The following is a 25,551-nucleotide window of genomic DNA, read 5'->3' as shown; positions in this document are numbered from 1 at the left end:
AATGCGGGTACTGATCGTTAAAACCTCCTCAATGGGAGATGTGCTGCATACTTTGCCCGCGCTGACCGATGCTATGCAGGCGATACCCGGCATTCGTTTTGATTGGGTGGTGGAAGAGGGGTTTGCTCAAATTCCGACCTGGCATACCGCCGTTGAACGGGTGATCCCCGTGGCGATTCGCCGCTGGCGCAAAGCCTGGTTTTCCGCACCGGTCAAATCGGAGCGCAAAGCGTTCCGTGAGGCCGTGCAACAGCAACACTATGATGCGATCATCGATGCCCAGGGGCTGGTAAAAAGCGCCGCACTGGTCACAAGGCTGGCGCGGGGCATCAAACACGGCATGGACTGGCAAACCGCGCGTGAGCCGTTGGCAAGCCTGTTCTACAATCGTCGCCACCATATTGCCAGGCAACAGCACGCGGTGGAGCGCACCCGTGAGCTGTTTGCGAAAAGCCTCGGTTACGCCAAACCACAGACGCAGGGCGATTACGCGATTGCGCAGCATTTTGCCGTCGGGAACGCCGCACGATCGCCTTACGCTGTCTTTTTACACGCTACGACCCGCGACGATAAACACTGGCCGGAAACCCACTGGCGTACCCTGCTCTCTCTGCTGGCTGACAGCGGATTGCACATCAAATTACCCTGGGGGGCTCCCCATGAGGAAGAAAGGGCCAAACGGCTGGCCGAGGGGTTAGACTTTGTTGAAGTCCTGCCGCGCATGAGCCTTGAAAATGTTGCGAGAGAACTCGCAGGAGCACGGTTTGTGGTATCAGTGGATACAGGGTTAAGCCATCTTACGGCGGCTCTGGGTCGGCCCAACCTGACACTGTACGGCCCTACTGACCCGGGGTTGATTGGCGGTTATGGTAAAAACCAACATACTGTTTTGCCTGACAGCGGGAACGCGATGGAGAACATTCCGCCAGAGAAAGTTTTCGCCTTGATTAAGACACAGGTATCAGATTAATGGGTTCACTCTTTAAACAAATATACCGATACACGCGTCCACGTACCTTCCGGCATAACGAAAGTCTCTGGCCATATACTCAAATTGAAAGAGCGGACACCGGTGAAATCGCACGTTTGCGCTACAAAGGGCGCGAGGTGGCTATTGTGAACCTCAGCGCGCTTAAAGACAGCGCCGAAGGCACAGTGTTGCTCACGGCAACCGGACCTTCAACTCAGTCTATCGATTTCAGCAAACTGCCGCGTACCATCCCTGTTATGGGAGTCAATGGCGCCTGGTTCCTTTCTGGCAAGGTCACATTTTCACTGTATGTGATTGTGGATATGGAGTTTTTTGACCGCCGACAGGATGTCATCCGCTCAGTCATTGCTGATCCCAACATCCTCTTATTCACCACCATGCATGGGATTGCGAAAATACTGGATCGCCATGCAGCAGATTTGCGCTGCCGTTTAGCCTTAATTGAGGATGCCTGCTACAAAATCTATCAGCCGAAGGTGGCCGATGCGTTGAAATGGGAAACGTACAAATCTGTTCCCGCTGCATCTTTTTGCGAAACCCGCCAGGATATCTGTTTCAGTACCGATATTCGCCACGGGATATTCGACGCAGGTACGGTAGCGTATTGGGCGTTACAAATTCTCTTCTATCTTGGGTTTAACAGGATTGTTATCACGGGTCTGGATATGAGTAATTTTAACCAGCCGAGATTTTATGAAACATCAGACAGCAAGCTTCCTTCCTATCTCGAGGAAAAGGTTGATAACGTTGTAATGCCATCCTTTGCACATGCGGCAACGGTGATGAAAAAGAACCACATAGAAATTGTAAATCTTTCTCCGGAAAGTGCTATTCCTGACACAATATTCCACAAGGTTGCGTTTGATGAATATTTTGACCTTTAGTGAGACATCGCGCAAAGCATATGCTTTCGTGTTTCCACTGTTTTTATTTTTTAGCGCTATTTTCTGTATGTCCACCAGGACGAATAATCTCTTCCATATCTCTTTCGCGCTGTTTATTTTTTCACTGTTCTACAAAGAGAATTTTCTTCAATTTGTTGAAAAAACGAAAAAAAAGCGACTAACCTTCATTTTGGTCGCATTGATGGGAGTGTATTATGCTGCAACCAATATTTGGGGTAACACGCTTTACAACCTGGGATCAGTGCTGACGCATACTCTCTATATTGTGGTCTACCTACTGCTCCTGACGACGCTGCTGGAAGAACCGAAAACCCGGCATATTGCACTGGCCAGCATTGTTGCTGGTGTTACCGTATTGTCGGTTTATACGCTGGCGACGGATTATTCGTTAGTGGCGAACTTACGCCAGGTTTCGCTTTCCAATCCGGGCCCGCAGAATGTTATTGATTTAGCGGGTTATTGCGGTATTGGGATCTTGCTCTCCTGCATGTTGCTGAAAGAAAAAGGGCAGCAATTTTATTATATCCCTATCATCATCATGCTTATTATGATGATCATCACCCAAAGCCGTGGCCCTATTCTGGCCCTGCTTATTGCGTTTATTTTTACGCTGCACCGAAGTGTATTAACGCGCAGAAATATCATTATTTGCCTGGTTATTGCTCTTATCCTGGCGGCTGTCGTCGTACTGACCCCTGCGGGCGTGATGCTGATGGAACGATTCGAAATTCTCGGTTCACAAAGCGGTTTACGTCTGAGTATCTGGCACCATACCCTGGAAGAGCTTTCTGGCCATCCCTGGTTGGGACGCGGCTTCGATTACCAGCTCGATTTCATCAACTACAGTGGTGAGCACATCACAACCACCCACAGTATTTATCTGGGAGCATTGTTAAAAGGCGGTATTGTTGGATTTACGCTGCTTATGGCAGTGATCTGCTCAGGCATGTGGCGGGCACTGAAAAAATTCCGCGAAAATAATCGCTATGATGTCGCCCTATTTATTTATGCGCTGATTTTTATGTCTTCACAGGGAATGTTCATTATCAACAACCCGCGCGAATCCTGGGTGCTCTTCTGGTTGCCCCTCGGCCTTGTCATCAGCAGAAGTTTGAAAAAACAATCATAAAAAAGGCCCATCAGGGCTTTTTTTATTGCAAGTCAGACAGCCGCTGCTTCACCGCCTTAACTAAATCGTTAACAGGCATCGCAGAGATAAAATCCGTGTCACAGATGATCTGCTGGGCCTTTGCGTAGTTGGGTGCCCAAATTTTATAGCCTGGCAAACCGGTGTCTTTCAGCTTCCGTTTGTTATAAACCGCAATCAGCGGCTTATCCAGAGCGCGGGAAATATGCACAATGGAGGTATCCGGCGTGATCACCAAATCGCTACAGCGAACGATCTCCACAGCGGAGTTAATGGTACTGTTCTCCACCACGATCACATTTTCCAGCGCCAGGCTGGCTATCTTCGCGCTCTGCCCAATCATGATGACGGTTACAGGAAAAGGCAGCGAATGTAGCGCGTCAATGAGTTCCACCACCTGCTCGCGACTGAAATCTTTATCTTCCGATCCGGTGAAGGGATTGATCGCGACGTAGCGCGTATCGTCTGTTTTATCCCCCAACAAACGTCGCAACTTATCGTGTTCCTGTTGATTAAACGGAACATGGTAGTGGTAGTGCGCATCGGCGATACCAAACAGGTTGAGTACGGCTTTGTAACGCTCGGTCACATGTTTGTTTTCGTCGAAAAAAGGGATCGACTGGTCAAACAGCTTATAGCTATCTTTGTTAAAACCAATGACACACGGCACACCGAGATCGGCATGCAGTTTAAAACGCTCATAGGACACCACATCGTCAAAATCGATAACCGCATCAAACTGCGCAGATTTCAATTCATCAAGCGCCATGCGCGGGCGATGAAGGTGAATATTCTCCAGGTACTCAGAGCCACTCAGGATCTGTTTGCACAACGGGCCAGTGAGCACCGAAACCCGGTACCCCTTTTCGGCCAGCGCCTTGGCGCATCCGGTGGTGATGACCATATCGCCAATTTTGTCATCCAGCCTCAGGAGCAATACGTTCTTGATGCGATGAGGCTGAAAGGCCTCCCGCGCGGCTTTATGGCGGTAGCGCCGATTGATTAAATGGAGCTTGATAGAGCGAAAAAAAGCGTTCTTCCGGCGCGTCAACTTTTTAATCATGTTCATTGTGCATAACTCATCGATAAGCGCTTATTTCTCGGCGACTTTATATTGATAATATTCCGCAAGCGTCATGCCCTGCGTTTTAGGTGCCAGCCAGGCGAAGAACGCGTCCAGATCCTCATATAAACGCTCAATATCGTGCTCGTTTTTAAAAGTGGGACTGCCGCCAGGCATATACTCGGACGAGTGCAGCATATACTCAACATAATCATTACCCTGCGACAGCGTCTGCTCAACCACACGCTTCATGGTGTCGTTATTGCCACCCATAGGGCGCAGCCAGTGTACTGACGGGCTACGCACCTTCCCGCGCAGGCGATCGTAACCCTGCTTGATGCTATTCATCAGCGCCGAATGCTTATGCTGGATGCTCATTGGCACTTCCAGCAGAGAAGAGTTCCCTTCACGGCGGATATCGTTCTCATCCAGAAAATAGGCGCGTTGAGGGAAATCGCGATAATCGGTACCACCCATACCATGTGGCGCGCCTTTCGCCGGTTGCCAGTTCACTTTCGGTGTCACCGAGCAATCCACCTGATAGCCATGCTCCAACAATAAGCGCGCATAACGCTCATCAAATGCCCAACGTCCCGCACGGTGACTGACCATTTTCGTCTGGAAGGTCTCTTCCAGCAGTTGCGTCATATAGCTGACTTTGTCGCGCATTACCGCATCAGAATACTCAATCAGGTAAGGCTTATAACGCCAGTCATCATCGGTTAACGGTGCCGTCGGCGGGCTGTTCCACGCATGAAGATGCATACCGATTTCCGCCGTTCCTCTGGCAATCACATCTTTTGCAAATTCAATGTAGGCAGGGTCAATGGCCATCTCATAGTTGGTGAGATATACGGGTTTGAAACCATATTTTTCACAAAGCTGCTGAAAACGCGGCAAGTACTTCGCATTTTCAGTCGTGATACTGTCGTGCTTCTGCCAGAGGTTATCTCCCTCAGTATCGATGGTGATAAGAAATGCAGGTTTGTGCACAGTGTTTTCCTCAGGACAGGTATGTGGCGCCATGGTAGAGCAATACAATGCTTCTCTCAATCAGTCTGATAACCTAGAATCACAAGCCTGTAATGTGATGAAGAAGACTTTATGACGTCCGACACCCGACTTCCTGAGCCTACTGCGCCCGCGCGAATACTGGTTATAAAACTGCGCCATCATGGCGATATGTTATTAACCACCCCGCTGATTCTGGCTCTCAGGCAACGCTTTCCGACCGCGCAGATCGATGTTCTGCTCTATGAAGAGACACGGGAAATGCTGTCCGCCAATCCGGATATTCACAGTATTTATGGCATCGATCGCAAATGGAAAAAGCAGGGGGTGCTTCATCAACTCAAAATGGAAGCCGGGCTACTTTGCACGCTGCGCAAGCAGAAGTACGACTTAGTGCTAAACCTCGCCGATCAATGGCGCAGCGCCATCTGTACGCGCCTTACCGGCGCCAGAAAGCGCGTTGGTTTTGCGTTCCCTAAACGTCGTCATCCTTTCTGGGCATTCTGTCACACTGATTTGGCCTCCACTCAGGCTCACAACACACAGCACACCGTTGAGCAGAATCTTTCCATCCTGAGCGCCATCGGCGAGGCCGTCCATGACGTCCCGGCGAAAATGAGTTACACCGATCAGGACTGGCAAGTATGCCGGTCGCTTTTGCCGCCAGATTTTCAGGAAAGTTATGTGGTTATCCAACCCACTTCACGCTGGTTCTATAAATGCTGGCGTGAGGGCAATATCAGCGCAGTCATGGATGCGCTCTCCGCTGCGGGTCACAAAATCGTGCTGACGTCCGGCCCCGATGCAAAAGAGAAAAAAATGGTCGAAACCATTATTGCCGGCTGTCCCGATGCACAATTCCACTCCCTGGCCGGGCAACTCACATTACGCCAGCTTGCAGCATTGATCGACCATGCGCGGTTGTTTATCGGTGTGGATTCCGTACCCATGCATATGGCTGCGGCGCTTGGTACGCCGCTTGTGGCGCTGTTCGGCCCTTCGAAACTGGTTTTCTGGCGTCCCTGGCAGGCGAAAGGTGAAGTCATTTGGGCTGGAGATTACGGCCCGCTCCCCGATCCGGACGATATAGACACGCACACCGACGAACGTTATCTGGACGCGATCCCCGTAGATGCTGTGATTAGCGCAGCGAAAAGGTTACTGGCATGAGTACGTTCCGACTGGCGCTGGTCAGGCAAAAATACCGCCCCGATGGCGGCGCTGAACGCTTTGTATCCCGCGCGCTGGAAGCGCTGGATAACAGCAACCTTGAGCTCAACGTCATTACTCGCGAATGGCAAGGCCCGGTCAAACCGGACTGGCGCATTCACATTTGCGATCCGAAAAAATGGGGACGGATCAGCCGCGAGCGCGGTTTCGCTCTCGCCGCTCGCGATTTATGGCAACGCGAACACTTTGACTTAGTACAGAGTCACGAACGCATTGCCGGCTGTGACTTATACCGGGCAGGAGACGGGGTGCACCGCCGCTGGCTGTTACAACGGTCGCGCATAATCCCTGGCTGGAAAAAGCGCTTTCTGTTTGCCGACCGCTATCACCGCTATGTGATGCAGGCAGAAAAAGAGATGTATCAGCATCCCAGTCTGCGTGCCGTCATCTGCAACGCAGAAATGGTGAAACAAGAGATCATCGAAGATTTCGCCTTCCCGGCGGACAAGATCCATGTGATTTATAATGCTGTCGATCACCGCCATTTCACCCCACCGGATGCCAACACCCTTATACAGCTACGTGAGCAATGGCGAATTCCGGTTGAGGCCACCTGCTTTGTTTATGTCGGTTCCGGGTTTGAGCGAAAAGGGCTGGATGCGGCAATCCGTGCGGTTGCGCCCACAACCTGCCATCTTTTGGTCGTTGGTAAAGATAAAGATCAGAAACGCTATGAGATGCTGGCACAAACGCTGAAGTGCGCCGAGCGCGTGCACTTTTTTGGTATGCAACCGGAGACGCTGCCCTTTTACCAAATGGCCGATGGCTTACTGCTGCCCACGCTGTACGATCCTTTTCCGAATGTGATTCTTGAAGCAATGGCCTGCGGGCTACCGGTGATCACCACATACGGTTGCGGCGGTGCGGAATTTATTGAGCAAGGGCGAAACGGATACGTCTGCGATGCGCTGGATATCCGTCGTTTGCAGGACGCCGTAATGGCCTTACCCACGCGCGCGCTCAACTCAGCCGAAGGCGAAAACGCCCGGTCGCGTATTATGCAGTGCACCAACGAAAACTTATCCGCACAACTGCTTTCCCTCTATCAACACCTGGTGAAATAATCATGCGCATTCTATTTATTATTGATGGACTGCCTGGCGGCGGCGCAGAGAAAGTGGTGCTTACGCTGGCGGAACAGTTATTGCGCGAGGGCGAACATGTTTCGCTCTTTTCGCTACGCGATGTCTGTGAATACCCGCTTCCGGAGGGATTACATTACCAGGTTATTACCGATCATTGTCGTAAACCCTGGCGTAAATTAACGGAATTGAGCCGCCGGGCACGGCAATTGGATAAGACCATTCATCTTGCCGAAAAAACGGGGCATTTTGATCTGGTACTGTCGAATCTACATAAAACCGATCGGATAGTTTCCCGTAGCCAGGCGTTGAAAAATCATAACCTGTGGTTCTGCCTGCATGGCATGTTTTCGACATCCTACCTCGGCCATCGCACCGGTTTTGACCGCTGGCTTAAACAGCAGAAAATTAAACGGGTGTACCAGAACCGTAATATCGTTGCTGTTTCAGAAGCCGTGGGTAAGGATCTGGTCGGGCAGTTTGCGCTGACACCAGCCCAACTGAAAACCATATATAACCCATTCGATATTGCCGCACTACGGGCAGGAGCAGAAGCGCCATGCGAAATGGCGGGCACGGACTATATCATTCACGTAGGGCGTTTCCATCCGGCCAAACGGCACGATCGCCTGATTGAGGCGTATGCACAAAGCGGCATCCAGGCGCCGTTGGTGTTGCTGGGGCAGGGTACTCCGCAGCAAGAGCAGCGGTTACGTCAGTTAGCCGCTGCATCGGGCGTTGGTAACAGGGTAATATTTAAAGGCTTTCAGCCCAACCCGCTTCCCTGGATCAAGCACGCAAAAATGCTGGTGCTCAGCTCAGACAGCGAGGGTTTCGGCAATGTCATTGTAGAAGCATTATTGCTCAACACACCGGTCGTCAGCACTCGCTGCCCGGGCGGCGTGAGCGAGATCCTCACCGGTGCGCTGGCGGCGGGTCTGGCGGAGCTGAACAGCAGAGCGCTGGCTCAAACAATGCAAAGCATTTACCATAACCCGCCTGTAATAGAAGCATCCGCGCTGGAAAAATTCGGCGTAGAAACTATTTGCCAGCAGTATCGTCAGTTGCGCAGCGCCTGACGCACAATGAACACCAGGACACGATAGCGGATCATCTATGAGTCAGTCTCCTTTACTTAGCATCGTCGTTGCCGTTTATAACGGCGAAAAATTCCTCGATCAGTTTTTTGAAAGCATTGAGCAGCAGCAACTAAACAGTTATGAACTCATTCTGGTGAATGACGGCTCCACCGACGGGAGCCTGGCCGTGATTGATAACTGGAAAGAGAGATTGCAAAACGTCCAGCTTATTCAACAGACTAATCAGGGCGTATCCGTGGCGCGCAACAGCGGATTGGCTGTCGCCACCGGTAAATATCTGACGTTTCCAGATATTGACGACAAAATTTACCCCGGCATGTACAACACACTGCTCAATATGGCGGAAACGGGAAACCTGGACGTCGCAACCTGTAATGGCCGCTACGTCTATGAAAAAAGAAAAGATGTGCACCCAATTTTTCCACCGGAGCGACTCGCCTCAACAGGCGTCATTGCGGGCCATGTCTGGCTTAAACAGGCGCTTGATTCACGTAAATTCCTGCATGTTACCTGGCTAAATATATATCGTCGTGCGTTTATCCAGCAGCATGCCTTTCATTTCGAACCGGGTCTACGTCACCAGGACATTCCCTGGACCACGGAAGTCCTGCTGGCGGCTGAACGCGTGCAATACACCAGCGAGCAGTTCTACGATTATTACATTCACTCTGAATCAGTGTCGCACAAACCCGATAATGACGACACGTTAATGCGCTCAGCGCGCCATTATATGAAAATTCTCGAAATGCTTGAGGCAATCAATCAGCGCTATGCGGCTAAAGCAAAACAGATTTCTGCCTGCCGCTGGCAAATCGCTAAAGAAGGTCTTGGCATTATCCATACCTTTGATTGCATGAAAGATGAAGAGAAGAAGCGCATAATTATTAACGAGTTTTTCGATCGCGGTATCTGGCGGCTGATCTGGAAGAATGCCTGTACACTGCGTTTACGCTGGCGCCTGGGCCGACGTTATTTCCGCCTCAAGCCTTATCGCCATGCCTGATAGCTTCTCTTGCAGGCACGCCAAAGGTATAGCTTTAACGTGCCTAAATGCTTAGAATTTGCCCGCCGAATCTCAAAAAAACGGATAGTCGCTTGGAATTGTTGTATACCACCCTGCTCTACGTCATTCAGCCTCTGGTGTGGTTGCGATTATTACTTCGCAGCCGCAAGGCCCCTGCTTACCGTAAACGCTGGGCCGAGCGTTATGGATTCTGTCGTAACAAAGTGAAGCCGGACGGTATTTTGTTGCATTCTGTATCCGTTGGCGAAACGCTGGCGGCGATCCCGCTGGTGCGAGCCTTGCGTCATCGCTATCCTTCACTACCCATCACTGTCACCACCATGACGCCAACCGGTTCAGAACGCGTGATGTCGGCGTTTGGTAAAGATGTTCATCACGTCTATTTGCCCTATGACCTGCCCTGCGCCATGAACCGTTTCTTTAACACCGTTCGCCCGAAGCTGGTGATCGTGATGGAGACGGAACTGTGGCCGAATATGATTTCCGCGCTCAACACCCGGAAAATCCCGCTGGTGATCGCCAATGCGCGCCTGTCGGAGCGGTCAGCGAAAGGGTATGGGAAACTGGGGAAATTTATGCGCCGCCTGCTGAGCAAAATCACGCTCATTGCCGCGCAAAATCAGGAAGATGGCGATCGTTTTCTGCAACTCGGGCTGAAACGCAATCAACTGACGGTGACCGGCAGTTTGAAATTCGATATTTCGGTAACGCCGGAACTTGCCGCGCGCGCGGTTACCCTGCGTCGCCAGTGGGCGCCGCGCCGTAAAGTGTGGATTGCCACCAGCACACACGATGGCGAAGAGGCCATTATTTTACAGGCACACCGCAAACTTCTGGAGAGTTTCCCGGATTTGCTGCTGATTCTGGTTCCGCGTCATCCGGAACGTTTCCCGGACGCCCGCAATATGACGCAAAAAGCCGGGTTCAGTTACACCTTGCGCAGTACGGGCGAAATCCCTTCCGGCAGTACCCAAGTGGTGATTGGCGACACCATGGGTGAATTGATGCTGCTGTACGGCATTGCCGACCTGGCCTTTGTTGGCGGCAGTCTGGTGGAGCGCGGTGGCCATAACCCACTGGAGCCCGCAGCGCATGCTATTCCGGTGCTGATGGGGCCGCACACCTTTAATTTCAAAGATATCTGCGCGCGTTTGCAGGAAGCGGAAGGGCTGATTACCGTCACCGATGCGGATTCGCTGGTGAAAGAGGTGTCGACGCTGCTAACTGATGAAGACTATCGTTTATGGTACGGGCGCCATGCAGTGGAAGTGCTGCACCAGAACCAGGGGGCGCTGGCGCGCCTGCTGCAACTCCTGCAACCGTATTTGCCTCAGCGGAGCCATTAATGTCCAGACGTTTGTCGGTGGTGATGATCGCCAAAAACGCGGCGGATCTGCTGCCGGATTGCCTGGCGTCCGTCGCCTGGGCAGATGAAATTGTAGTACTGGATTCCGGTAGTGAGGATGACACCGTCGGCATTGCCACCCGCGCCGGTGCAAAAGTCTTTAGCAGTGCTGAATGGCCCGGTTATGGCATTCAGCGCCAGCGGGCACAGCGCTATGCCAACGGCGATTATATCCTGATGATCGACACCGATGAGCGCGTCACACCGGAACTGGCGCAGACACTGCGTGCCGTACTTGATGCACCGCAACCGGGCGCGGTTTACAGCATCGCCCGTCGAAACTATTTTCTCGGTCGCTTTATGCGCCACAGTGGCTGGTATCCCGATCGAGTAACGCGTTTGTATGAGCGCGAGCGCTACCAATACAACGATAATCTTGTGCATGAGTCGCTGGAAGCGCCACAGGCGCAGGTGATTGCGCTGAGTGGGGATTTGCTGCATCTGACCTGCCGGGATTTCTTCAGTTTCCAGCGCAAACAGCTCAATTACGCGGCTGCGTGGGCGCAGGAGCGCCATCAACGCGGAAAAAAAACCTCGCTTCCGGGAATTTTCGCCCATACTTTGGGCGCCTTTTGCAAAACCCTGCTGTTACGCGGCGGCGTGTTTGATGGCAAACAAGGCTGGCTGCTGGCGGTGGTTAACGCGCAGTATACTTTCAATAAATACACCGGGCTGTGGGCACTGAACCACGGTTATTCAGAGAAAGAATAAGCGATGAGCACAAAAGCGATTTATCCCGGGACCTTTGATCCTATTACCAACGGGCATATTGATATTGTTGCCCGCGCCGCCGTGATGTTTGACGAGGTGGTATTAGCGATTGCCGCCAGCCCGAGCAAAAAACCGATGTTTAATCTGGATGAGCGCGTGGCACTGGCGCAGTCAGCCACGGCGCATCTGCCAAATGTTAAGGTTGTCGGATTCAGCGATTTAATGGCGAATTTTGCCCGCACTCAGCAGGCTAATATTTTGATTCGCGGTCTGCGCGCGGTGGCGGATTTTGAATATGAGATGCAGCTTGCGCATATGAATCGCCACCTGATGCCGGAGCTGGAGAGCGTGTTTTTGATGCCGTCGAAAGAGTGGTCATTTATCTCCTCGACACTGGTTAAAGAAGTGGCACGCCACCATGGCGATGTCACGCACTTCCTGCCAACCAATGTGCATCAGGCGCTGCTGGAAAAGCTGAAGTAAGCGGCCTACCTGTCCGGCCTGCGGAAATTGCAGGCCCGGTAAGCGTGCCGTCACCAGGCGCAAAAAATGCCGGATTTATTTCTGGCAACGACGACAATAAAACGTTGAACGCTGTGCGTGCTTAGTCGCAACGATTGGCGTACCGCATACGCGACAAGGCTCACCTTCCCGCCCGTACACCTGCAATTCCTGCGCAAAATAGCCCGGTTTCCCGTCGCTTTGCAAAAAGTCTTTCAGCGTGGTTCCACCCTGCTCAATGGATCGCAGCAAAACGGCTTTGATCACGCGCACCAGGATTTCACACTCCTGCGCCGAAAGTGATGAAGCAAGGCGATCGGGGTGGATCCCTGCGGCAAACAGCGATTCGCTGGCGTAGATGTTGCCAACACCCACCACCAGCTTGTTATCCATTAGCCAGGGTTTGATAGCGGTTTTTTTCTTCGCACATCTCTGTTGAAGATAGCTGGCGTTAAACGCCTCACTTAACGGCTCCGGCCCGAGATGCGCCAGTACGTTGTGGCCCTCAAGCTCTTTCGTCCACAGCCACGCGCCAAAACGGCGAGGATCGGTGTAACGCAGTACTTTGCCATTACTCATCACCAAATCGACGTGGTCGTGTTTTTCTGCCGGTAATTCGTAGGGAAGAATGCGCAGGCTGCCGGACATACCAAGATGGATGATGATCCAGCCGTCCGGTAGCTCCAGCAGCAGATATTTGGCGCGGCGCTGAACGCTGAGCACACGTTTATCGCTCAGGCTGTGGATCTCTTCAGAAACCGGCCAGCGTAATCGCCCGTTGCGTACCACCGCATGAAGAATGGTTTCACCTACCAAATGCGGTTCTATGCCACGACGGCTGGTTTCGACTTCGGGTAATTCAGGCATCTCGTCTCCGGCTTGCGGGTTATCAGAAATGCAAAAACCCCGACAATGCGGGGTTTTTGTTCAAGAAAACTAAAATTATTTGATTTTAGCTTCTTTGTACAGCACGTGCTGGCGGACAACTGGATCGAATTTTTTCAGTTCCAGTTTTTCCGGCTTAGTACGTTTGTTCTTCGTGGTGGTGTAGAAGTGACCAGTACCAGCGGAAGAAACCAGCTTGATTTTCTCACGAATACCTTTAGCCATGATTTATATCCTCTAAGTACTTAGTACTTTTCGCCACGGGCACGCAGTTCAGACAGAACTGTATCGATGCCTTTCTTATCAATTACACGCATACCTTTAGCAGATACGCGCAGGGTGACAAAACGCTTCTCGCTCTCAACCCAGAAACGGTGAGAGTGCAGGTTCGGCAGGAAACGGCGTTTAGTCGCGTTCAGTGCGTGGGAACGGTTGTTACCGGTCACCGGACGCTTGCCAGTAACTTGGCAGACTCGGGACATGTCTATTCTCCAAAAATCAAATTAGCTCGAGCTTCGTATGGGGTATCGGCGCCTCGTCAGGCTTTACAGCCCGGTCATCGCAGTTCAATGTGAACTCTCGATTGCCAGGCCCAAATGCCAAACCCGAGATTCTCAAAGGTGGCGTAGTATACGCTGAGTCGGCGGTGTGCTCAAGTCCCGAACAGACAAAGATCCCGATGGATCGCGCAAAGTGGTCTAAATCCAGCCACGCTCTGCAAACGAAACGCTCTCTCCACGCCCGATAACAAGGTGATCAAGCACTCGTATGCCCATGAACTGGCAGCATTTTACCACGCGTTCGGTGATCTGCTTATCCGCTTTACTTGGCTCAGCATTACCTGAGGGGTGATTATGCGCGAGGATCACGCCCGCTGCATTCACTTTTAACGCTTCGCGGACAATTTCTCGCGGGTGTACCTCTACGTTATTGATGGTACCGCTGAACAAACGACTGTGCTTCAATATCCGGTTTTGGTTATCCAGAAAGATCACCATGAAGATCTCGCGCTCTTCGCTCATCAACTGGCTTTGCAGGAACTCCCGCGCCATTTCCGGGCTTAAGAGCGAACTCTCCTCCAACAAACGCGCATTGTAATAGCGCCGGGCCAGCTCGCCGATCCCTCTCAACTGCGCATACTTGGCAAGGCCAATACCTTGTATATCCTTAAAATCTTCAAGGCTTGAGGAGAGCAGCGCATACAGCGAGCCAAAATGCGTTAGCATTTCCCTGGCGATGGTGAGTACGCACTTTTCTGGCGTACCGGTACGTAAGAACAGCGCTAATAACTCAATATCTGTCAGCGACTCAATGCCGTATTTCAGCATTTTTTCCCGCGGTTTCAGGGGGGTAAAAACAATATCCATGTACTTTCCTCCATCTCTCGCGCTCATGCTGCCATACTGCATTCCACCACATCGACTGCGGATTGCTTACCCTGCGTCGCGCCTCGCAAAGTGGTTGGCGGGCAAAAGCACGACAACATCAGGATTGTGATAAAATGCCCAGCTTCTGGTGAAATCCAACAGGAAAGAATCATGATGAGTCTGGCGGGTAAAAAAATTGTCCTCGGCGTAAGCGGCGGCATCGCAGCCTATAAAGCGCCTGAGCTGGTGCGCCGTTTGCGCGATCGCGGCGCGGAAGTCCGCGTCGCAATGACCGAGGCCGCCAAAGCCTTTATTACGCCAATGAGCCTGCAGGCCGTGTCCGGGCACCCGGTTTCCGACAGCCTGTTGGATCCTGCGGCAGAAGCGGCAATGGGCCATATTGAACTGGGGAAATGGGCTGATTTGGTGATCCTGGCACCCGCGACCGCCGACTTAATCGCCCGCGTTGCCGCCGGGATGGCCAACGACCTGGTCTCTACTATTTGCCTTGCTACGCCATCGCCCGTCGCGGTGGTGCCAGCCATGAACCAGCAGATGTATCGCGCCGCCGCTACTCAGCATAATTTGCAAGTGCTTGCCTCGCGCGGGCTACTGTTATGGGGACCAGACAGCGGCAGTCAGGCCTGCGGAGACGTTGGCCCCGGCCGGATGCTGGATCCGCTGACGATTGTCGATCTGGCGGCCGCACATTTCTCGCCTGTCAAAGATCTGCAACATCTGAACATCATGATTACCGCCGGTCCAACGCGTGAACCGCTGGATCCAGTGCGCTATATCACCAATCTCAGCTCCGGGAAGATGGGCTTCGCCATCGCCGCTGCCGCCGCCAGCCGTGGCGCGAAGGTGACGCTGGTTTCCGGCCCGGTTTCATTGCCTACACCGGCTTTCGTACAACGTGTGGATGTCACCACCGCGCTGGAGATGGAAGCCGCTGTGCAAAAAGGCGTGCAACAGCAGCATATTTTTATCGGCTGCGCCGCCGTTGCGGATTATCGTGCCGCGAGCATTGCTGAAGAAAAGATCAAAAAGCAAGGCGATGAAATCACGATAAAAATGATAAAAAACCCGGATATTGTAGCGGGTGTCGCCGCGCTCTCCACCAACCGGCCTTATGTCGTTGGGTTTGCCGCCGAAACAAATAATGTGGAAGAATATGCCCGGCAAAAACGCGCCCGCAAAAACCTCGATTTAATTTGCGCTAACGATGTTTCGCAATCCGATCAAGGCTTTAATAGCGACAGCAACGCATTACACCTTTTCTGGCAGGAGGGCGACAAACGCTTACCGCTGGAACGCAAGGAACTTCTGGGACACCTATTACTGGACGAGATCGTTACCCGTTATGATGAAAAAAATCGACGTTAAGATTCTGGACCCGCGCGTTGGCAACGAATTCCCGCTGCCGACATACGCCACCTCCGGTTCCGCCGGACTTGACCTGCGCGCCTGTCTCGACGCCGCAATTGAGCTGGCTCCGGGCGCGACAACGTTGCTGCCGACTGGTCTGGCAATCCATATTGCCGACCCGGCGCTGGCTGCAGTTATCCTGCCACGTTCAGGACTGGGTCATAAACATGGCGTAGTGCTGGGCAACCTGGTCGGGCTGATCGACTCGGATTATCAGGGCCAGTTGATGGTTTCCGTATGGAACCGCGGACACGACAGCTTTACTATCGTCCCCGGCGAACGTATTGCGCAGATGGTATTTGTACCCGTGGTGCAGGCGGAATTTAACCTGGTGGAAGACTTCGATGCGACCGAGCGCGGCGAAGGCGGCTTCGGCCATTCTGGCCGCCAGTAACGGTCTTTTTTAACGCATCACACTGCGAAATAACGCGATAACATCACCGCAAACGCGCAACGTTTGCGGTCGCTGTGTGGCTGCTCGCCTGACGAGTGCTTATTTTTCAGGGGTATTTTAGAACATGGCAGAAAAACAAACTGCGAAAAGGAATCGTCGCGAAGAAATACTTCAGTCTCTGGCGCTGATGCTGGAATCCAGCGATGGAAGCCAACGCATCACCACAGCGAAACTGGCGGCGTCCGTCGGCGTTTCTGAAGCCGCGCTGTATCGTCATTTTCCCAGTAAAACGCGCATGTTCGATAGTCTGATTGAGTTTATCGAAGATAGCCTGATTACTCGCATCAACCTGATTTTGAAGGATGAGAAAGACACAACGGCGCGCCTGCGTTTGATCGTGCTGCTGATTCTGGGGTTCGGCGAGCGCAATCCAGGTCTGACGCGCATCATGACCGGTCACGCGCTGATGTTTGAACAGGACCGTCTGCAAGGGCGTATCAACCAGCTGTTTGAGCGCATTGAAGCGCAGTTACGCCAGGTTCTGCGCGAGCGCAAAATGCGTGAAGGCGAAGGGTTCACTCACGATGAAACCCTGCTGGCGAGCCAGCTACTGGCCTTTTGCGAAGGCATGCTATCGCGCTATGTGCGTAGCGAATTTAAATACAGTCCGACCGATGACTTTGAGACCCGCTGGCCGTTGTTAGCCGCGCAATTGCAATAATCTCTCCATGCAGCCCCGTGTGGCTGCATTCTCATTTCCCCACTCTCTGTGAAAAAGCCCAACGGAATTCGTTGAGATGCCAGATGTCGCCGCATCTAACATTTCCTAACCTCCCTCTGGCAAGACAATTCCACTTAACGCAAATCATCTTAAAAATACCCTACAAATAAGGAGAGACCGGATGGCAACATCTCGTCGGGAACTGCTAAAACTCAGTGGTATCGCCACCGCGTCGTTACTACTCAGCCACAAAAGCCTCGCAGCCTGGGCCCCCTCCCCCCGCTACCCGGATCCCAGCATCGTCGCGCTGGACGACAGCTTCCGCGACTATATGGTCTCCAGTGCCAAAGTCGAGCAACTCGCTACCGGCTGCCGCTGGGCGGAAGGCCCCGTCTGGTTCGGCGATACCCGTATGTTGCTGTGGAGCGATATTCCTAACAACGCGGTGATGCGCTGGGACGAAGCAACCGGCGAGACCAGCCTCTTTCGCAAGCCCGCAAATAACGCCAACGGACACGCCCGCGACAGGCAAGGCAGGCTAATCAGCTGTGAACATGATACCCGCCGCATCACGCGAACCGAGTACGACGGCACAATCACTGTGCTGGCAGACAATTTTGAAGGAAAACCGCTGAACTCCCCCAACGATATCGCCGTGAAGTCAGATGGTTCCATCTGGTTTACCGATCCGCCATTCGGCATTGCCGGGTTCTATGAAGGGCATAAAGCCGAGTCGCAACTGCCGCAGAATGTTTATCGTCTCGATCCGGAGACACGCAAGCTGGAAGTTGTGCTGGGAGATGTCAAAGGCCCGAACGGGATCTGCTTCTCTGCCGACCAAAAAACGCTGTATGTAGTGGAGAGCCGCGCCACGCCTAATCGTTTAATTCTGGCATGGGATGTGGTGGGTAATCAGCTAAAAAATAAACGGGTGCATATCGACTGCGACAACGGAACAGCGGACGGTATCGCCATTGATGTACATGGCAACTTGTGGTGCGGCTGGGGTATGGGCACGGAAGAGCTGGACGGCGTACGCATCTTCAACCCGCAAGGCAAGGCGATTGGCATGATCCATCTGCCGGAACGCTGCGCAAATCTCTGTTTTGGTGGCGAACAACGTAACCGCCTGTTTATGGCCGCCAGCACCTCGATCTATTCACTGTATGTAAATACGCAAGGCGCGAAGCTGCTGTAACACTGACCCGGCAGGCAACCTGCCGGGCAGAGATTTAAACGCCGTACTGCTCGCGATAAGCGCGAACAGCAGCCAGGTGATCGGCCATTTCCGGCTTCTCTTCCAGATAGGCAATCAACTCTTTCAGCGTGATGATGGCGATCACTTTGCAGCCATAGTCCCGTTCAACTTCCTGGATCGCGGAGATATCCGCGCGGCCACGCTCCTGACGATCCAGCGAAATCAGCACGCCCGCCAGCGTCGCCCCGTTAGCCTGGATAATTTCCATCGACTCACGAATAGCGGTGCCTGCGGTGATCACGTCGTCCACCAGCATGACACGCCCCTGCAACGCGCTGCCAACCAGATTACCGCCTTCACCGTGATCTTTGGCCTCTTTGCGGTTAAAGCAGTAAGGTACATCGCGCTCATGATGTTCCGCCAGCGCGACAGCGGTAGTGGTGGCGATTGGGATCCCTTTGTAAGCCGGGCCAAACAACAGGTCGAAATCAATGCCGGAATCCACCAGCGCTTCGGCGTAAAAACGCCCTAACAACGCCAGATCGCGCCCGGTATTAAATAGCCCGGCGTTGAAGAAATAGGGGCTTTTACGCCCGGATTTCAGCGTAAATTCGCCAAACTTGAGTACCTGTTTGTTAAGCGCAAATTCAATAAACTGACGCTGGTACGCTTTCATGGATCCGCTCCTCATCTCACTTTTCTACAGACAAAAAAAAGGGCGACATCGTCGCCCTTAGTAACTAGTTTGCCAGCGCCGCTTTCTGCGTCGCGATAATCGATTCGATTCCCCCTCTGGCCAATGCCAGCAGGGTAAGTAACTCTTCGTGGGAGAAGGGCTCGCCTTCTGCCGTACCCTGAACCTCAATCATGCGGCCATCTTCGGTCATCACCACATTCATATCGGTTTCGGCTGCGGAGTCTTCTACGTATTCAAGGTCACACACCGCTTCACCGTTCACGATGCCCACAGAAACTGCGGCAACCATGCCCTTCAGCGGGTTGGTTTTCAGCTTCCCGGCAGCAACCAGTTTGTTCAGCGCATCAGCCAGCGCAACACACGCACCGGTAATTGACGCGGTACGGGTACCACCATCAGCCTGAATAACATCGCAGTCGAGGGTAATAGTGAATTCGCCGAGCGCGTTTAAATCGACCGCAGCGCGCAGCGCGCGGGCAATCAGGCGCTGAATTTCCATCGTGCGGCCGCCCTGTTTACCCTTTGCCGCTTCACGCGCATTACGGGTATGAGTGGAACGCGGCAACATGCCATATTCAGCTGTGATCCAGCCCTGGCCCTGACCTTTCAGAAAACGCGGAACGCCTTCTTCAATAGAGGCGGTGCACAGCACTTTGGTATCGCCAAATTCAACCAGCACGGAGCCTTCTGCGTGTTTTGTGTAATTACGGGTCAGGGTAACGGGACGCACCTGAGTGGCGCTACGGCCTGCTGGACGCATGATGATTTCTCCGGCTATTCGAATGTGGCTGCGCATTATACTGGCTTACCGTGGTTATTCCTATCCTGATAAGGCCACGAAAGCTATAATCCCCGCATCTCTCTTTAAAAACGGGAACGTCTATGATCCGCAGTATGACCGCCTACGCCCGGCGTGAAATCAAGGGTGAATGGGGCTCTGCCTCCTGGGAACTGCGCTCGGTTAACCAGCGTTATCTGGAAACTTACTTCCGTCTGCCAGAGCAATTCCGCAGCCTTGAGCCGGTTGTGCGCGAACGTCTCCGTACCCGCCTGACGCGCGGAAAAGTTGAATGCAATCTGCGTTTTGAGCCAGACGCCAGCGCGCAAGGCGAGTTGATCCTTAATGAGAAACTGGCTAAGCAACTGGTTAACGCAGCGAACTGGGTCAAAATGCAGAGCGACGAAGGGGAAATCAATCCGGTTGATATTCTGCGCTGGCCTGGCGTAATGGCGGCTCAGGAACAGGATCTGGACGCTATCGCTGCACAAATTCTCGCTGCGCTGGATAGCGCGCTGGATGATTTCATTGTCGCCCGCGAAACCGAAGGCCAGGCATTGAAGTTGCTGATCGAACAACGCCTTGAAGGTGTGAGCGCCGAAGTCACCAAAGTCCGCGGGCATATGCCGGAAATCCTGCAATGGCAGCGCGAGCGCCTGGTCTCCAAACTGGAAGAAGCGCAGGTGCAGCTTGAGAATAACCGTCTTGAGCAGGAACTGGTGCTGATGGCGCAACGTATCGACGTGGCCGAAGAGCTGGATCGTCTCGACGCTCACGTCAAAGAGACCTACAACATTCTGAAGAAGAAAGAAGCTGTTGGCCGTCGACTCGACTTTATGATGCAGGAGTTCAACCGTGAGTCGAACACCCTGGCGTCCAAGTCTATTAACGCAGACGTCACCAACTCAGCCATCGAGCTGAAAGTGCTGATCGAACAGATGCGCGAGCAGATTCAGAACATCGAGTAAATTCTCTCAAAGTCCATATCAATCCATAAGCCCATGTTAAATGGGCTTTTTTATACTTTTCATTTCCATTAATGAACATGACTATCCAATGAAATCCACGGATTTTCGGAGAGTGGATTAGATTAGGGGGAGGGTTCGATTTATTAGCCAAAATACATGAGTTATTGGACTGACCACACCCTATGGGATGCTGAGATACGCAGCAAGCCAGTCATTATGGTTTTTTTGCACTGACTCCCAACTATTTTTAGACCGGACTTAGCTTGAATTCTTTATATTAAACATAAAGTTAGCAATTTCGGTGGCGATCAATCCGGGCATTATTTACTTTAAAGGCAGGTGATAACATTAATCAGATTGAAAGGTGAGGCAATGCCAGTAATTTGAGAAAAAAATGAGATTTTCTACACTTCCCTTTCCCGAATATGCCGTTTAGTATTACACAAATCAGCTAAATGTTATGAAGCAGTAATACATGAACTAGCCTGTAATTACAAGGAAATGAGTTACTCATAAAGATTATGACGACATTTAAATATCTAGACCTTCTTTCACAAGAATGAATTTCGTCTAAAAAATTAATATCATAAGGAAGTGATTATGTCAGCGTTAAAGTTCCCAGCTACAATTTATCAAACTAAACATCAGTTTAATGACTATAGTTCTGATGATATGCAATGTGGCGACCTTACTGAAAAACAGCTTAGAAGTAATTTAGATCTGGATAAGATTTCTGATATTGTCGATCCCTGGACTGGAGAGGAAGTATCAATGTTTATCTCATTCCGTAAATCCCAACCAAAATCCAAAACGGAAATTGCTGAACTTCTTTTTGACGAGTTTCTTCGGGTTTCCTTGCCTACATATTATTTAGGACAACATAATTTATTCAATAATCTTGTAAAGCATTTCTATCATGGCGATGGGAAAAGTTATTCCAGCCCCTTTCTTGATAGTGCATATAAGAGTTTAATATTAAACGGACAATCCTCTCCATCTTCTCCCCTCACAATAATTCAGACTATGCTCGACAAGCTTGCCATTGATGTAAAAAATGGCTTATCTGAAGCTGACAAAGATTCAATAACAAAAGCAATAGGTACCTCAATGCTTCCTAAGTTTAACCGATGGGCAGACAGCTTCAATGGATTAGGAATATCGATACATGATATATATGCTACAAACATACAGATCACAAAAATTGATATAAATGAGAATGGTTATGTAGCAAAAATAATTTTTACAGGACAAGATCATTTTGGTCTGGACAAAACTGACATTATGAATATGAAATTTCATTACATTAGGGCATTTCGTATTTGGTTTGTTCTTCAACGATGGGAAAATTTTGCCTTTAAACCTTTTTTTACTAATATGAAAGCCGAATTTGAGATCAGTAGTCGGAGGAATGGATGAGAATCAGAAAAATTATAATATTTATATTTACAGTGGCTGCACTTGCATTTTTTTATTTAACGCTTTTCAATTCTCCGAAGGTCCTCGCCGTTCACGGTTCTGGTTCTAACAAAGAATTGTTAGTTAACAATATCCCTTTGACTGATAGGAATAAAATTAAGTGGTGGGATAATAATGGCGCTAAAACCATCTCATCCCCCGAAACTTATAATGTTTCAATCTGGAATTTTGATGGGGAGTATCAAAAGCTTGTTCCTAAAAGTTCTGGTTTATTCCCAGACCATGATATTGATTATTTACTATGCTTCGACGACATGAAAACAGAAGAAAATTGCATAGACAAGTCAAATTGGATCATGGACATTACCAAAACACAGAATGGTTACACCTATTACCGAATCGGGACCGAATCTTACTATCGAAAACCTTCCGGTGAACTTGTCAAAGGTGAAAGATTTAAGACAACCATTCAATGAAAGAGGTAGCCTTAATCTGGCAAGCTGCTCAGCTTGCCTCGCTGATCAATGGTGAGTGGAACAGTCAATCGCCATAAAAATAACACTTGTCAGCATGATGATTAATAGTAATTTTTTAAATCAATTTTCAGATTCAGAATATCGAATAAGCCCTACACCTCCTGCAACAAAGGCCCGTTTGGGCCTTTGTTGCTTTATAGCGCTACCACAATTTCGCCAAACGGCTCGTTGTCGAGTCAGTCCAGCCTGCTTCAAGGCAAAAACAATCTGCTCTTCGGTGAATCGTGATTTTTTCATCGGCAACACCTTCGTTTCGGGCGTGTTGATCATGCCGGCATTCTATTTCTGAATGGTGCAGGATTTCGGGTCAGGGTCATAAATGTTACCGCAGGTGATGGCTCCCGAGGAGTAGAACTGACGTTTATTAGCATAATTACTTTTGTCAGGCTAAAAACCACAAACCCGGCCACACCCCCTCTATAGATAAAAGAAATTTATCTTTAAAATCATTTAATTAAATAAATTCCCTTTTTACATTCGCATTAGTAAAAGTTACCCAACACGCCATATGTGAGAAAATCTCAATCGTCGTCTGCCATACGAGCCGCTACCCTGCCGCCTCTGAATCACGGAGGCGATATGCTGTTACACACTCTTTATCTTATTGGCATTACCGCCGAAGCCATGACAGGTGCACTGGCGGCAGGCCGCCGCCGGATGGATACCTTTGGCGTTATTATTATTGCCACCGCCACTGCACTTGGCGGCGGCTCGGTCCGCGATATCCTGCTTGGCCATTATCCGCTTGGCTGGGTTAAGCATCCCGAATATGTCATTATTGTCGCCGTTGCCGCAGTTCTGACCACCATTTTTGCTCCGGTAATGCCGCATCTTCGTCGCCTGTTTCTGATCCTTGATGCTCTCGGATTGGTGGTGTTCTCCATCATCGGAGCACAAATCGCACTGGATATGGGCGAAGGTCCGGTGATTGCAACTATTGCGGCCGTGGTTACTGGCGTATTTGGTGGTGTATTACGCGATATGTTCTGTAAACGTATTCCCTTGGTATTTCAAAAAGAACTTTATGCCGGAATCGCCTTTGCCTCAGCCGTGCTCTATCTCGCCCTTGGCCATTATATTTCCAACCATGATACGGTCGTGATCGCCACACTACTGTTCGGCTTCACCGCCCGCCTACTGGCAATCCGCTGGAAATTGGGACTGCCGGTATTCCATTACAAACACAACGCTCACTGAAACGCCTTCACGCCTTGCTTGCCCAGCCATAACGTCAATTGTTCAACCACTGGCGTCCGAACAAAGGTGATAAGCTGCCGGGCTTTTTGTGCACCAATGGCGGGTAACTGCTGCCATGCAAGTTCATCACGTGCGCGTACTTGCCGCCAGTGTGTGTCACTCGTCGCTTTTAACGCCGCCTGCGGCAACGGCGTGCCGAGCGCATTCAGCCAGCGAGTAAACGGCCTGTCGCGCGCTAACGAAAACCGATGCCAGAGTTGCAGGCCTCGCGCAGCAGAGAAACCCGGCGTCGCCTGCAATTGCGCCTTCGTCAGCGCCAGCCAGGAAAATATGTGCTCGAAACGATGTGCCTGATGCAATGCACGCCAGCCTTCTTCTCCCACGCCGTCAATGCCGAGCGCTTTTGGCGACCCAAGCCAAACCAGTCGGGCAATAAATTGCTCGTGGCACTCAGGTGAGGCATAAAAACAGGTAAGTGGCGTAAATCGTGCATCCGGCGGCGTGGGCTTTTCCCGTTCCACTCCACGCCAGACCACGCGATTGATCCGCGGGATACCCTGTCCGGCAAGGCTGACAGAAACCTGATCTCCCGGAGCGATATCCAACACCTGCCATTTTCGGATGGAGCCAATATTCACTCGCCGAACACGTTTATCATCCAGTTGCACCGGCTCAAGCTGCGCCACCACCGAAATCTTACCGGTACGGCCTGTAGTGAACTGGATCGCGTTGACCCCGGTAACCTGCTCAACCGGCTCGTATTTCCAGGCGGCAACCCAGTGCCCGTCTCCGGGCAACCACGTGTTTCCTGCCGGTTCCATCGCCGTACGGACTACGACGCCATCGGTTACAAACGGCAACGGTGATGTGTACCAACTGGCGCGTAAACGCTCCACATCCTGCACATTCTCTACCGCCACGCTGTAACGCTGTACCCATTCAAACCCCGCTTTGCTAAGTAACTCAGCCTTTCGGGAAAATGTTGCCGGGCCATCCGGCCAGGCCCAAACGAAAAACGCCAGCTCAGACAGAAGAGGCGTGTCGCGGCGGCTCATCATCGCCCCTGCCACCTTTGCCCTGGCGTTGAGCCCTCCCATACGTTTTTGAATGTGATCATCGCGGCGTAGAAACAACTCCCCTTGCAAGATGCTATTCGCCAACAAACCGGTTACCGTTTTGGGAATCGACGGAATAGCATGCATTTTTTCTGTCCAGTCCTCTCCTGCCAGGCCATCACCACGGCTGATGGCTTGCACCAGCTTGCCATGCCGGTATACCAGCGTGACCGCCACACCATCCACTTTCGGCTGAACCCAGAGATCCTTCTTTCCTGCCATCCATTGCTGTAGCGCATGTTTATCGGCCAGTTTGCGCACCCCGGTATGCGCCACCGGATGTTTCACATTACCGCCAGGCAATGTCGATACACTGCCTACGGCATGCAGATCAAAGCAACGCTGCCATTGCGTTAAGCGCATGCTGAGCCGGTCATACACATCATCACTCACGCCGCTCTCGCCCTGCGCCCAATAGTCATTGTTCCACTGAGCAAGTTGTTGTTGCAGTCGGCTGACCTCTTCTTGCGCCCGCGCTGGCGACCAGACCGGGCAGGTCGCCTGAGTGAACGCACTCCACAGCAACAGACACATTGCGGCTCCGGCTTTTCTCCACATCATGATTTCTCCCTTGTGATAGCGCAGCCGTTATAGCGTTGCCGGGATGGCTCTTTCGAGCAGGAAAAAGGGAGATTGCGAGGACGGTTCAGGGAATTCATCGTGACAATGAAAATTTGCAGA

Annotated in this window: 27 protein-coding genes; 18 read left to right on the top strand and 9 right to left on the bottom strand. The window is 51.5% G+C overall.

The window, feature by feature from the left end:
• The first annotated feature begins 1 nt into the window (after position 1).
• From rfaC to ABGA49_RS07260, 3 genes are read left to right on the top strand one after another with little or no spacing between them, the layout of a single operon-like run.
• On the top strand, positions 2–970 hold the full coding sequence (gene rfaC / locus ABGA49_RS07270; protein ID WP_061492513.1) for a lipopolysaccharide heptosyltransferase RfaC: 969 nt from the start codon (positions 2–4) through the stop codon (positions 968–970).
• Entirely contained in the window at positions 970–1,875 is a 906-nt protein-coding gene (locus ABGA49_RS07265) for a sugar glycosyltransferase (protein WP_347665365.1), read from the top strand. The genes rfaC and ABGA49_RS07265 overlap by 1 nt, the downstream gene beginning before the upstream one ends.
• Complete coding sequence (locus tag ABGA49_RS07260; protein ID WP_347665364.1) at positions 1,856–3,025, top strand: O-antigen ligase family protein; 1,170 nt, start codon at positions 1,856–1,858, stop codon at positions 3,023–3,025. Before ABGA49_RS07265 ends, ABGA49_RS07260 begins: the two co-directional genes overlap by 20 nt.
• A 22-nt stretch (positions 3,026–3,047) precedes the next feature.
• Here ABGA49_RS07260 and ABGA49_RS07255 read toward each other — a convergent pair whose 3' ends face one another.
• The gene (locus ABGA49_RS07255) at positions 3,048–4,112 is read right to left on the bottom strand and encodes a glycosyltransferase family 9 protein (RefSeq protein ID WP_347665363.1); all 1,065 of its coding nucleotides are present in this window, start codon (positions 4,110–4,112) and stop codon (positions 3,048–3,050) included.
• Between the two features lie 24 nt (positions 4,113–4,136).
• Positions 4,137–5,099, bottom strand: coding sequence for a polysaccharide deacetylase family protein (locus tag ABGA49_RS07250; protein WP_061492509.1), 963 nt, complete (start codon positions 5,097–5,099; stop codon positions 4,137–4,139).
• A gap of 111 nt (positions 5,100–5,210) precedes the next feature.
• On the opposite strand from ABGA49_RS07250, the gene rfaQ reads away from it, so the two are divergent.
• The 7 genes from rfaQ (at position 5,211) to coaD (ending at position 12,152) form a co-directional block, all read left to right on the top strand.
• Positions 5,211–6,287, top strand: coding sequence for a putative lipopolysaccharide heptosyltransferase III (gene rfaQ / locus ABGA49_RS07245; RefSeq protein WP_061492508.1), 1,077 nt, complete (start codon positions 5,211–5,213; stop codon positions 6,285–6,287).
• Positions 6,284–7,411, top strand: a complete 1,128-nt coding sequence (locus ABGA49_RS07240) for a glycosyltransferase family 4 protein (RefSeq protein ID WP_347665362.1) — start codon at positions 6,284–6,286, stop codon at positions 7,409–7,411. Before rfaQ ends, ABGA49_RS07240 begins: the two co-directional genes overlap by 4 nt.
• A 2-nt stretch (positions 7,412–7,413) precedes the next feature.
• Positions 7,414–8,508, top strand: a complete 1,095-nt coding sequence (locus tag ABGA49_RS07235; protein WP_061492506.1) for a glycosyltransferase — start codon at positions 7,414–7,416, stop codon at positions 8,506–8,508.
• 37 nt (positions 8,509–8,545) lie between these two features.
• Positions 8,546–9,532: a glycosyltransferase gene (locus tag ABGA49_RS07230; protein ID WP_347665361.1), complete on the top strand. Its 987-nt coding sequence runs from the start codon at positions 8,546–8,548 to the stop codon at positions 9,530–9,532.
• A gap of 92 nt (positions 9,533–9,624) precedes the next feature.
• A complete protein-coding gene (gene waaA / locus ABGA49_RS07225) occupies positions 9,625–10,899 on the top strand; it encodes a lipid IV(A) 3-deoxy-D-manno-octulosonic acid transferase (RefSeq protein WP_061492504.1) in 1,275 nt (424 codons plus the stop codon).
• Complete coding sequence (locus ABGA49_RS07220) at positions 10,899–11,669, top strand: glycosyltransferase family 2 protein (protein ID WP_088238260.1); 771 nt, start codon at positions 10,899–10,901, stop codon at positions 11,667–11,669. The genes waaA and ABGA49_RS07220 overlap by 1 nt, the downstream gene beginning before the upstream one ends.
• 3 nt (positions 11,670–11,672) lie before the next feature.
• Entirely contained in the window at positions 11,673–12,152 is a 480-nt protein-coding gene (coaD, locus tag ABGA49_RS07215; RefSeq protein WP_061492502.1) for a pantetheine-phosphate adenylyltransferase, read from the top strand.
• A gap of 75 nt (positions 12,153–12,227) precedes the next feature.
• Here coaD and mutM read toward each other — a convergent pair whose 3' ends face one another.
• The 4 genes from mutM to radC all read right to left on the bottom strand — a co-directional run bounded on the left by mutM (position 12,228) and on the right by radC (position 14,422).
• On the bottom strand, positions 12,228–13,037 hold the full coding sequence (gene mutM, locus ABGA49_RS07210; protein WP_088238259.1) for a bifunctional DNA-formamidopyrimidine glycosylase/DNA-(apurinic or apyrimidinic site) lyase: 810 nt from the start codon (positions 13,035–13,037) through the stop codon (positions 12,228–12,230).
• A 75-nt stretch (positions 13,038–13,112) separates the two neighbouring features.
• Entirely contained in the window at positions 13,113–13,280 is a 168-nt protein-coding gene (rpmG, locus tag ABGA49_RS07205; RefSeq protein WP_003024094.1) for a 50S ribosomal protein L33, read from the bottom strand.
• A 20-nt stretch (positions 13,281–13,300) separates the two neighbouring features.
• Complete coding sequence (gene rpmB / locus ABGA49_RS07200) at positions 13,301–13,537, bottom strand: 50S ribosomal protein L28 (protein ID WP_002436699.1); 237 nt, start codon at positions 13,535–13,537, stop codon at positions 13,301–13,303.
• Between the two features lie 216 nt (positions 13,538–13,753).
• The gene (gene radC, locus ABGA49_RS07195) at positions 13,754–14,422 is read right to left on the bottom strand and encodes a DNA repair protein RadC (protein WP_061492500.1); all 669 of its coding nucleotides are present in this window, start codon (positions 14,420–14,422) and stop codon (positions 13,754–13,756) included.
• A gap of 174 nt (positions 14,423–14,596) precedes the next feature.
• Here radC and coaBC point away from each other — a divergent pair, with 174 nt between their 5' ends.
• The 4 genes from coaBC to ABGA49_RS07175 all read left to right on the top strand — a co-directional run bounded on the left by coaBC (position 14,597) and on the right by ABGA49_RS07175 (position 18,163).
• On the top strand, positions 14,597–15,808 hold the full coding sequence (gene coaBC / locus ABGA49_RS07190; protein ID WP_088238375.1) for a bifunctional phosphopantothenoylcysteine decarboxylase/phosphopantothenate--cysteine ligase CoaBC: 1,212 nt from the start codon (positions 14,597–14,599) through the stop codon (positions 15,806–15,808).
• Positions 15,786–16,244 carry a dUTP diphosphatase gene (dut, locus tag ABGA49_RS07185; RefSeq protein ID WP_061492498.1) on the top strand — a complete coding sequence of 153 codons (459 nt, stop codon included), beginning with the start codon at positions 15,786–15,788 and terminating at the stop codon, positions 16,242–16,244. The genes coaBC and dut overlap by 23 nt, the downstream gene beginning before the upstream one ends.
• A 124-nt stretch (positions 16,245–16,368) precedes the next feature.
• On the top strand, positions 16,369–16,965 hold the full coding sequence (gene slmA / locus ABGA49_RS07180) for a nucleoid occlusion factor SlmA (RefSeq protein ID WP_061492497.1): 597 nt from the start codon (positions 16,369–16,371) through the stop codon (positions 16,963–16,965).
• A 181-nt stretch (positions 16,966–17,146) separates the two neighbouring features.
• Positions 17,147–18,163, top strand: a complete 1,017-nt coding sequence (locus ABGA49_RS07175; RefSeq protein ID WP_082794118.1) for an SMP-30/gluconolactonase/LRE family protein — start codon at positions 17,147–17,149, stop codon at positions 18,161–18,163.
• Between the two features lie 34 nt (positions 18,164–18,197).
• On the opposite strand, the gene pyrE is transcribed toward ABGA49_RS07175, so the two are convergent.
• Entirely contained in the window at positions 18,198–18,839 is a 642-nt protein-coding gene (pyrE, locus tag ABGA49_RS07170) for an orotate phosphoribosyltransferase (protein WP_061492496.1), read from the bottom strand.
• Between the two features lie 64 nt (positions 18,840–18,903).
• The gene (gene rph, locus ABGA49_RS07165) at positions 18,904–19,620 is read right to left on the bottom strand and encodes a ribonuclease PH (protein WP_061492495.1); all 717 of its coding nucleotides are present in this window, start codon (positions 19,618–19,620) and stop codon (positions 18,904–18,906) included.
• A 122-nt stretch (positions 19,621–19,742) separates the two neighbouring features.
• On the opposite strand from rph, the gene ABGA49_RS07160 reads away from it, so the two are divergent.
• From ABGA49_RS07160 to ABGA49_RS07145, 4 genes are all read left to right on the top strand, one after another.
• On the top strand, positions 19,743–20,606 hold the full coding sequence (locus tag ABGA49_RS07160) for a YicC/YloC family endoribonuclease (protein ID WP_061492494.1): 864 nt from the start codon (positions 19,743–19,745) through the stop codon (positions 20,604–20,606).
• Positions 20,607–21,206: 600 nt separating this feature from the next.
• Positions 21,207–22,022: a DUF3289 family protein gene (locus ABGA49_RS07155; RefSeq protein ID WP_347665360.1), complete on the top strand. Its 816-nt coding sequence runs from the start codon at positions 21,207–21,209 to the stop codon at positions 22,020–22,022.
• Positions 22,019–22,498 (top strand): DUF943 family protein, encoded by a 480-nt coding sequence (locus ABGA49_RS07150; RefSeq protein ID WP_134319124.1) that lies wholly within the window; start codon positions 22,019–22,021, stop codon positions 22,496–22,498. Before ABGA49_RS07155 ends, ABGA49_RS07150 begins: the two co-directional genes overlap by 4 nt.
• A 639-nt stretch (positions 22,499–23,137) precedes the next feature.
• A complete protein-coding gene (locus ABGA49_RS07145) occupies positions 23,138–23,755 on the top strand; it encodes a trimeric intracellular cation channel family protein (RefSeq protein WP_134319125.1) in 618 nt (205 codons plus the stop codon).
• Here ABGA49_RS07145 and ligB read toward each other — a convergent pair.
• Positions 23,749–25,428, bottom strand: coding sequence for an NAD-dependent DNA ligase LigB (gene ligB / locus ABGA49_RS07140; protein ID WP_347665448.1), 1,680 nt, complete (start codon positions 25,426–25,428; stop codon positions 23,749–23,751). The two genes, ABGA49_RS07145 and ligB, sit on opposite strands and share 7 nt — an antisense overlap.
• Positions 25,429–25,551 lie beyond the last annotated feature (123 nt).

Source organism: Kosakonia sp. WA-90, from assembly GCF_039871955.1.
Taxonomy (GTDB): domain Bacteria; phylum Pseudomonadota; class Gammaproteobacteria; order Enterobacterales; family Enterobacteriaceae; genus Kosakonia; species Kosakonia oryzendophytica.
Note: the sequence above shows the minus strand (reverse complement) of the source record. Positions and strands in the feature narration are given on the sequence as shown.

Bases quoted from the DNA above. Each gene is read 5' to 3' on its own strand.
- rfaC (WP_061492513.1), top strand. From the start codon at position 2: ATGCGGGTACTGATCGTTAAAACCTCCTCAATGGGAGATGTGCTGCAT.
- ABGA49_RS07265 (WP_347665365.1), top strand. From the start codon at position 970: ATGGGTTCACTCTTTAAACAAATATACCGATACACGCGTCCACGTACC.
- ABGA49_RS07260 (WP_347665364.1), top strand. From the start codon at position 1,856: ATGAATATTTTGACCTTTAGTGAGACATCGCGCAAAGCATATGCTTTC.
- ABGA49_RS07255 (WP_347665363.1), bottom strand. From the start codon at position 4,112: ATGAACATGATTAAAAAGTTGACGCGCCGGAAGAACGCTTTTTTTCGC.
- rfaQ (WP_061492508.1), top strand. From the start codon at position 5,211: ATGACGTCCGACACCCGACTTCCTGAGCCTACTGCGCCCGCGCGAATA.
- ABGA49_RS07240 (WP_347665362.1), top strand. From the start codon at position 6,284: ATGAGTACGTTCCGACTGGCGCTGGTCAGGCAAAAATACCGCCCCGAT.
- ABGA49_RS07235 (WP_061492506.1), top strand. From the start codon at position 7,414: ATGCGCATTCTATTTATTATTGATGGACTGCCTGGCGGCGGCGCAGAG.
- ABGA49_RS07230 (WP_347665361.1), top strand. From the start codon at position 8,546: ATGAGTCAGTCTCCTTTACTTAGCATCGTCGTTGCCGTTTATAACGGC.
- ABGA49_RS07220 (WP_088238260.1), top strand. From the start codon at position 10,899: ATGTCCAGACGTTTGTCGGTGGTGATGATCGCCAAAAACGCGGCGGAT.
- coaD (WP_061492502.1), top strand. From the start codon at position 11,673: ATGAGCACAAAAGCGATTTATCCCGGGACCTTTGATCCTATTACCAAC.
- mutM (WP_088238259.1), bottom strand. From the start codon at position 13,037: ATGCCTGAATTACCCGAAGTCGAAACCAGCCGTCGTGGCATAGAACCG.
- rpmG (WP_003024094.1), bottom strand. From the start codon at position 13,280: ATGGCTAAAGGTATTCGTGAGAAAATCAAGCTGGTTTCTTCCGCTGGT.
- rpmB (WP_002436699.1), bottom strand. From the start codon at position 13,537: ATGTCCCGAGTCTGCCAAGTTACTGGCAAGCGTCCGGTGACCGGTAAC.
- radC (WP_061492500.1), bottom strand. From the start codon at position 14,422: ATGGATATTGTTTTTACCCCCCTGAAACCGCGGGAAAAAATGCTGAAA.
- coaBC (WP_088238375.1), top strand. From the start codon at position 14,597: ATGAGTCTGGCGGGTAAAAAAATTGTCCTCGGCGTAAGCGGCGGCATC.
- dut (WP_061492498.1), top strand. From the start codon at position 15,786: ATGATGAAAAAAATCGACGTTAAGATTCTGGACCCGCGCGTTGGCAAC.
- slmA (WP_061492497.1), top strand. From the start codon at position 16,369: ATGGCAGAAAAACAAACTGCGAAAAGGAATCGTCGCGAAGAAATACTT.
- ABGA49_RS07175 (WP_082794118.1), top strand. From the start codon at position 17,147: ATGGCAACATCTCGTCGGGAACTGCTAAAACTCAGTGGTATCGCCACC.
- pyrE (WP_061492496.1), bottom strand. From the start codon at position 18,839: ATGAAAGCGTACCAGCGTCAGTTTATTGAATTTGCGCTTAACAAACAG.
- rph (WP_061492495.1), bottom strand. From the start codon at position 19,620: ATGCGTCCAGCAGGCCGTAGCGCCACTCAGGTGCGTCCCGTTACCCTG.
- ABGA49_RS07160 (WP_061492494.1), top strand. From the start codon at position 19,743: ATGATCCGCAGTATGACCGCCTACGCCCGGCGTGAAATCAAGGGTGAA.
- ABGA49_RS07155 (WP_347665360.1), top strand. From the start codon at position 21,207: ATGTCAGCGTTAAAGTTCCCAGCTACAATTTATCAAACTAAACATCAG.
- ABGA49_RS07150 (WP_134319124.1), top strand. From the start codon at position 22,019: ATGAGAATCAGAAAAATTATAATATTTATATTTACAGTGGCTGCACTT.
- ABGA49_RS07145 (WP_134319125.1), top strand. From the start codon at position 23,138: ATGCTGTTACACACTCTTTATCTTATTGGCATTACCGCCGAAGCCATG.
- ligB (WP_347665448.1), bottom strand. From the start codon at position 25,428: ATGTGGAGAAAAGCCGGAGCCGCAATGTGTCTGTTGCTGTGGAGTGCG.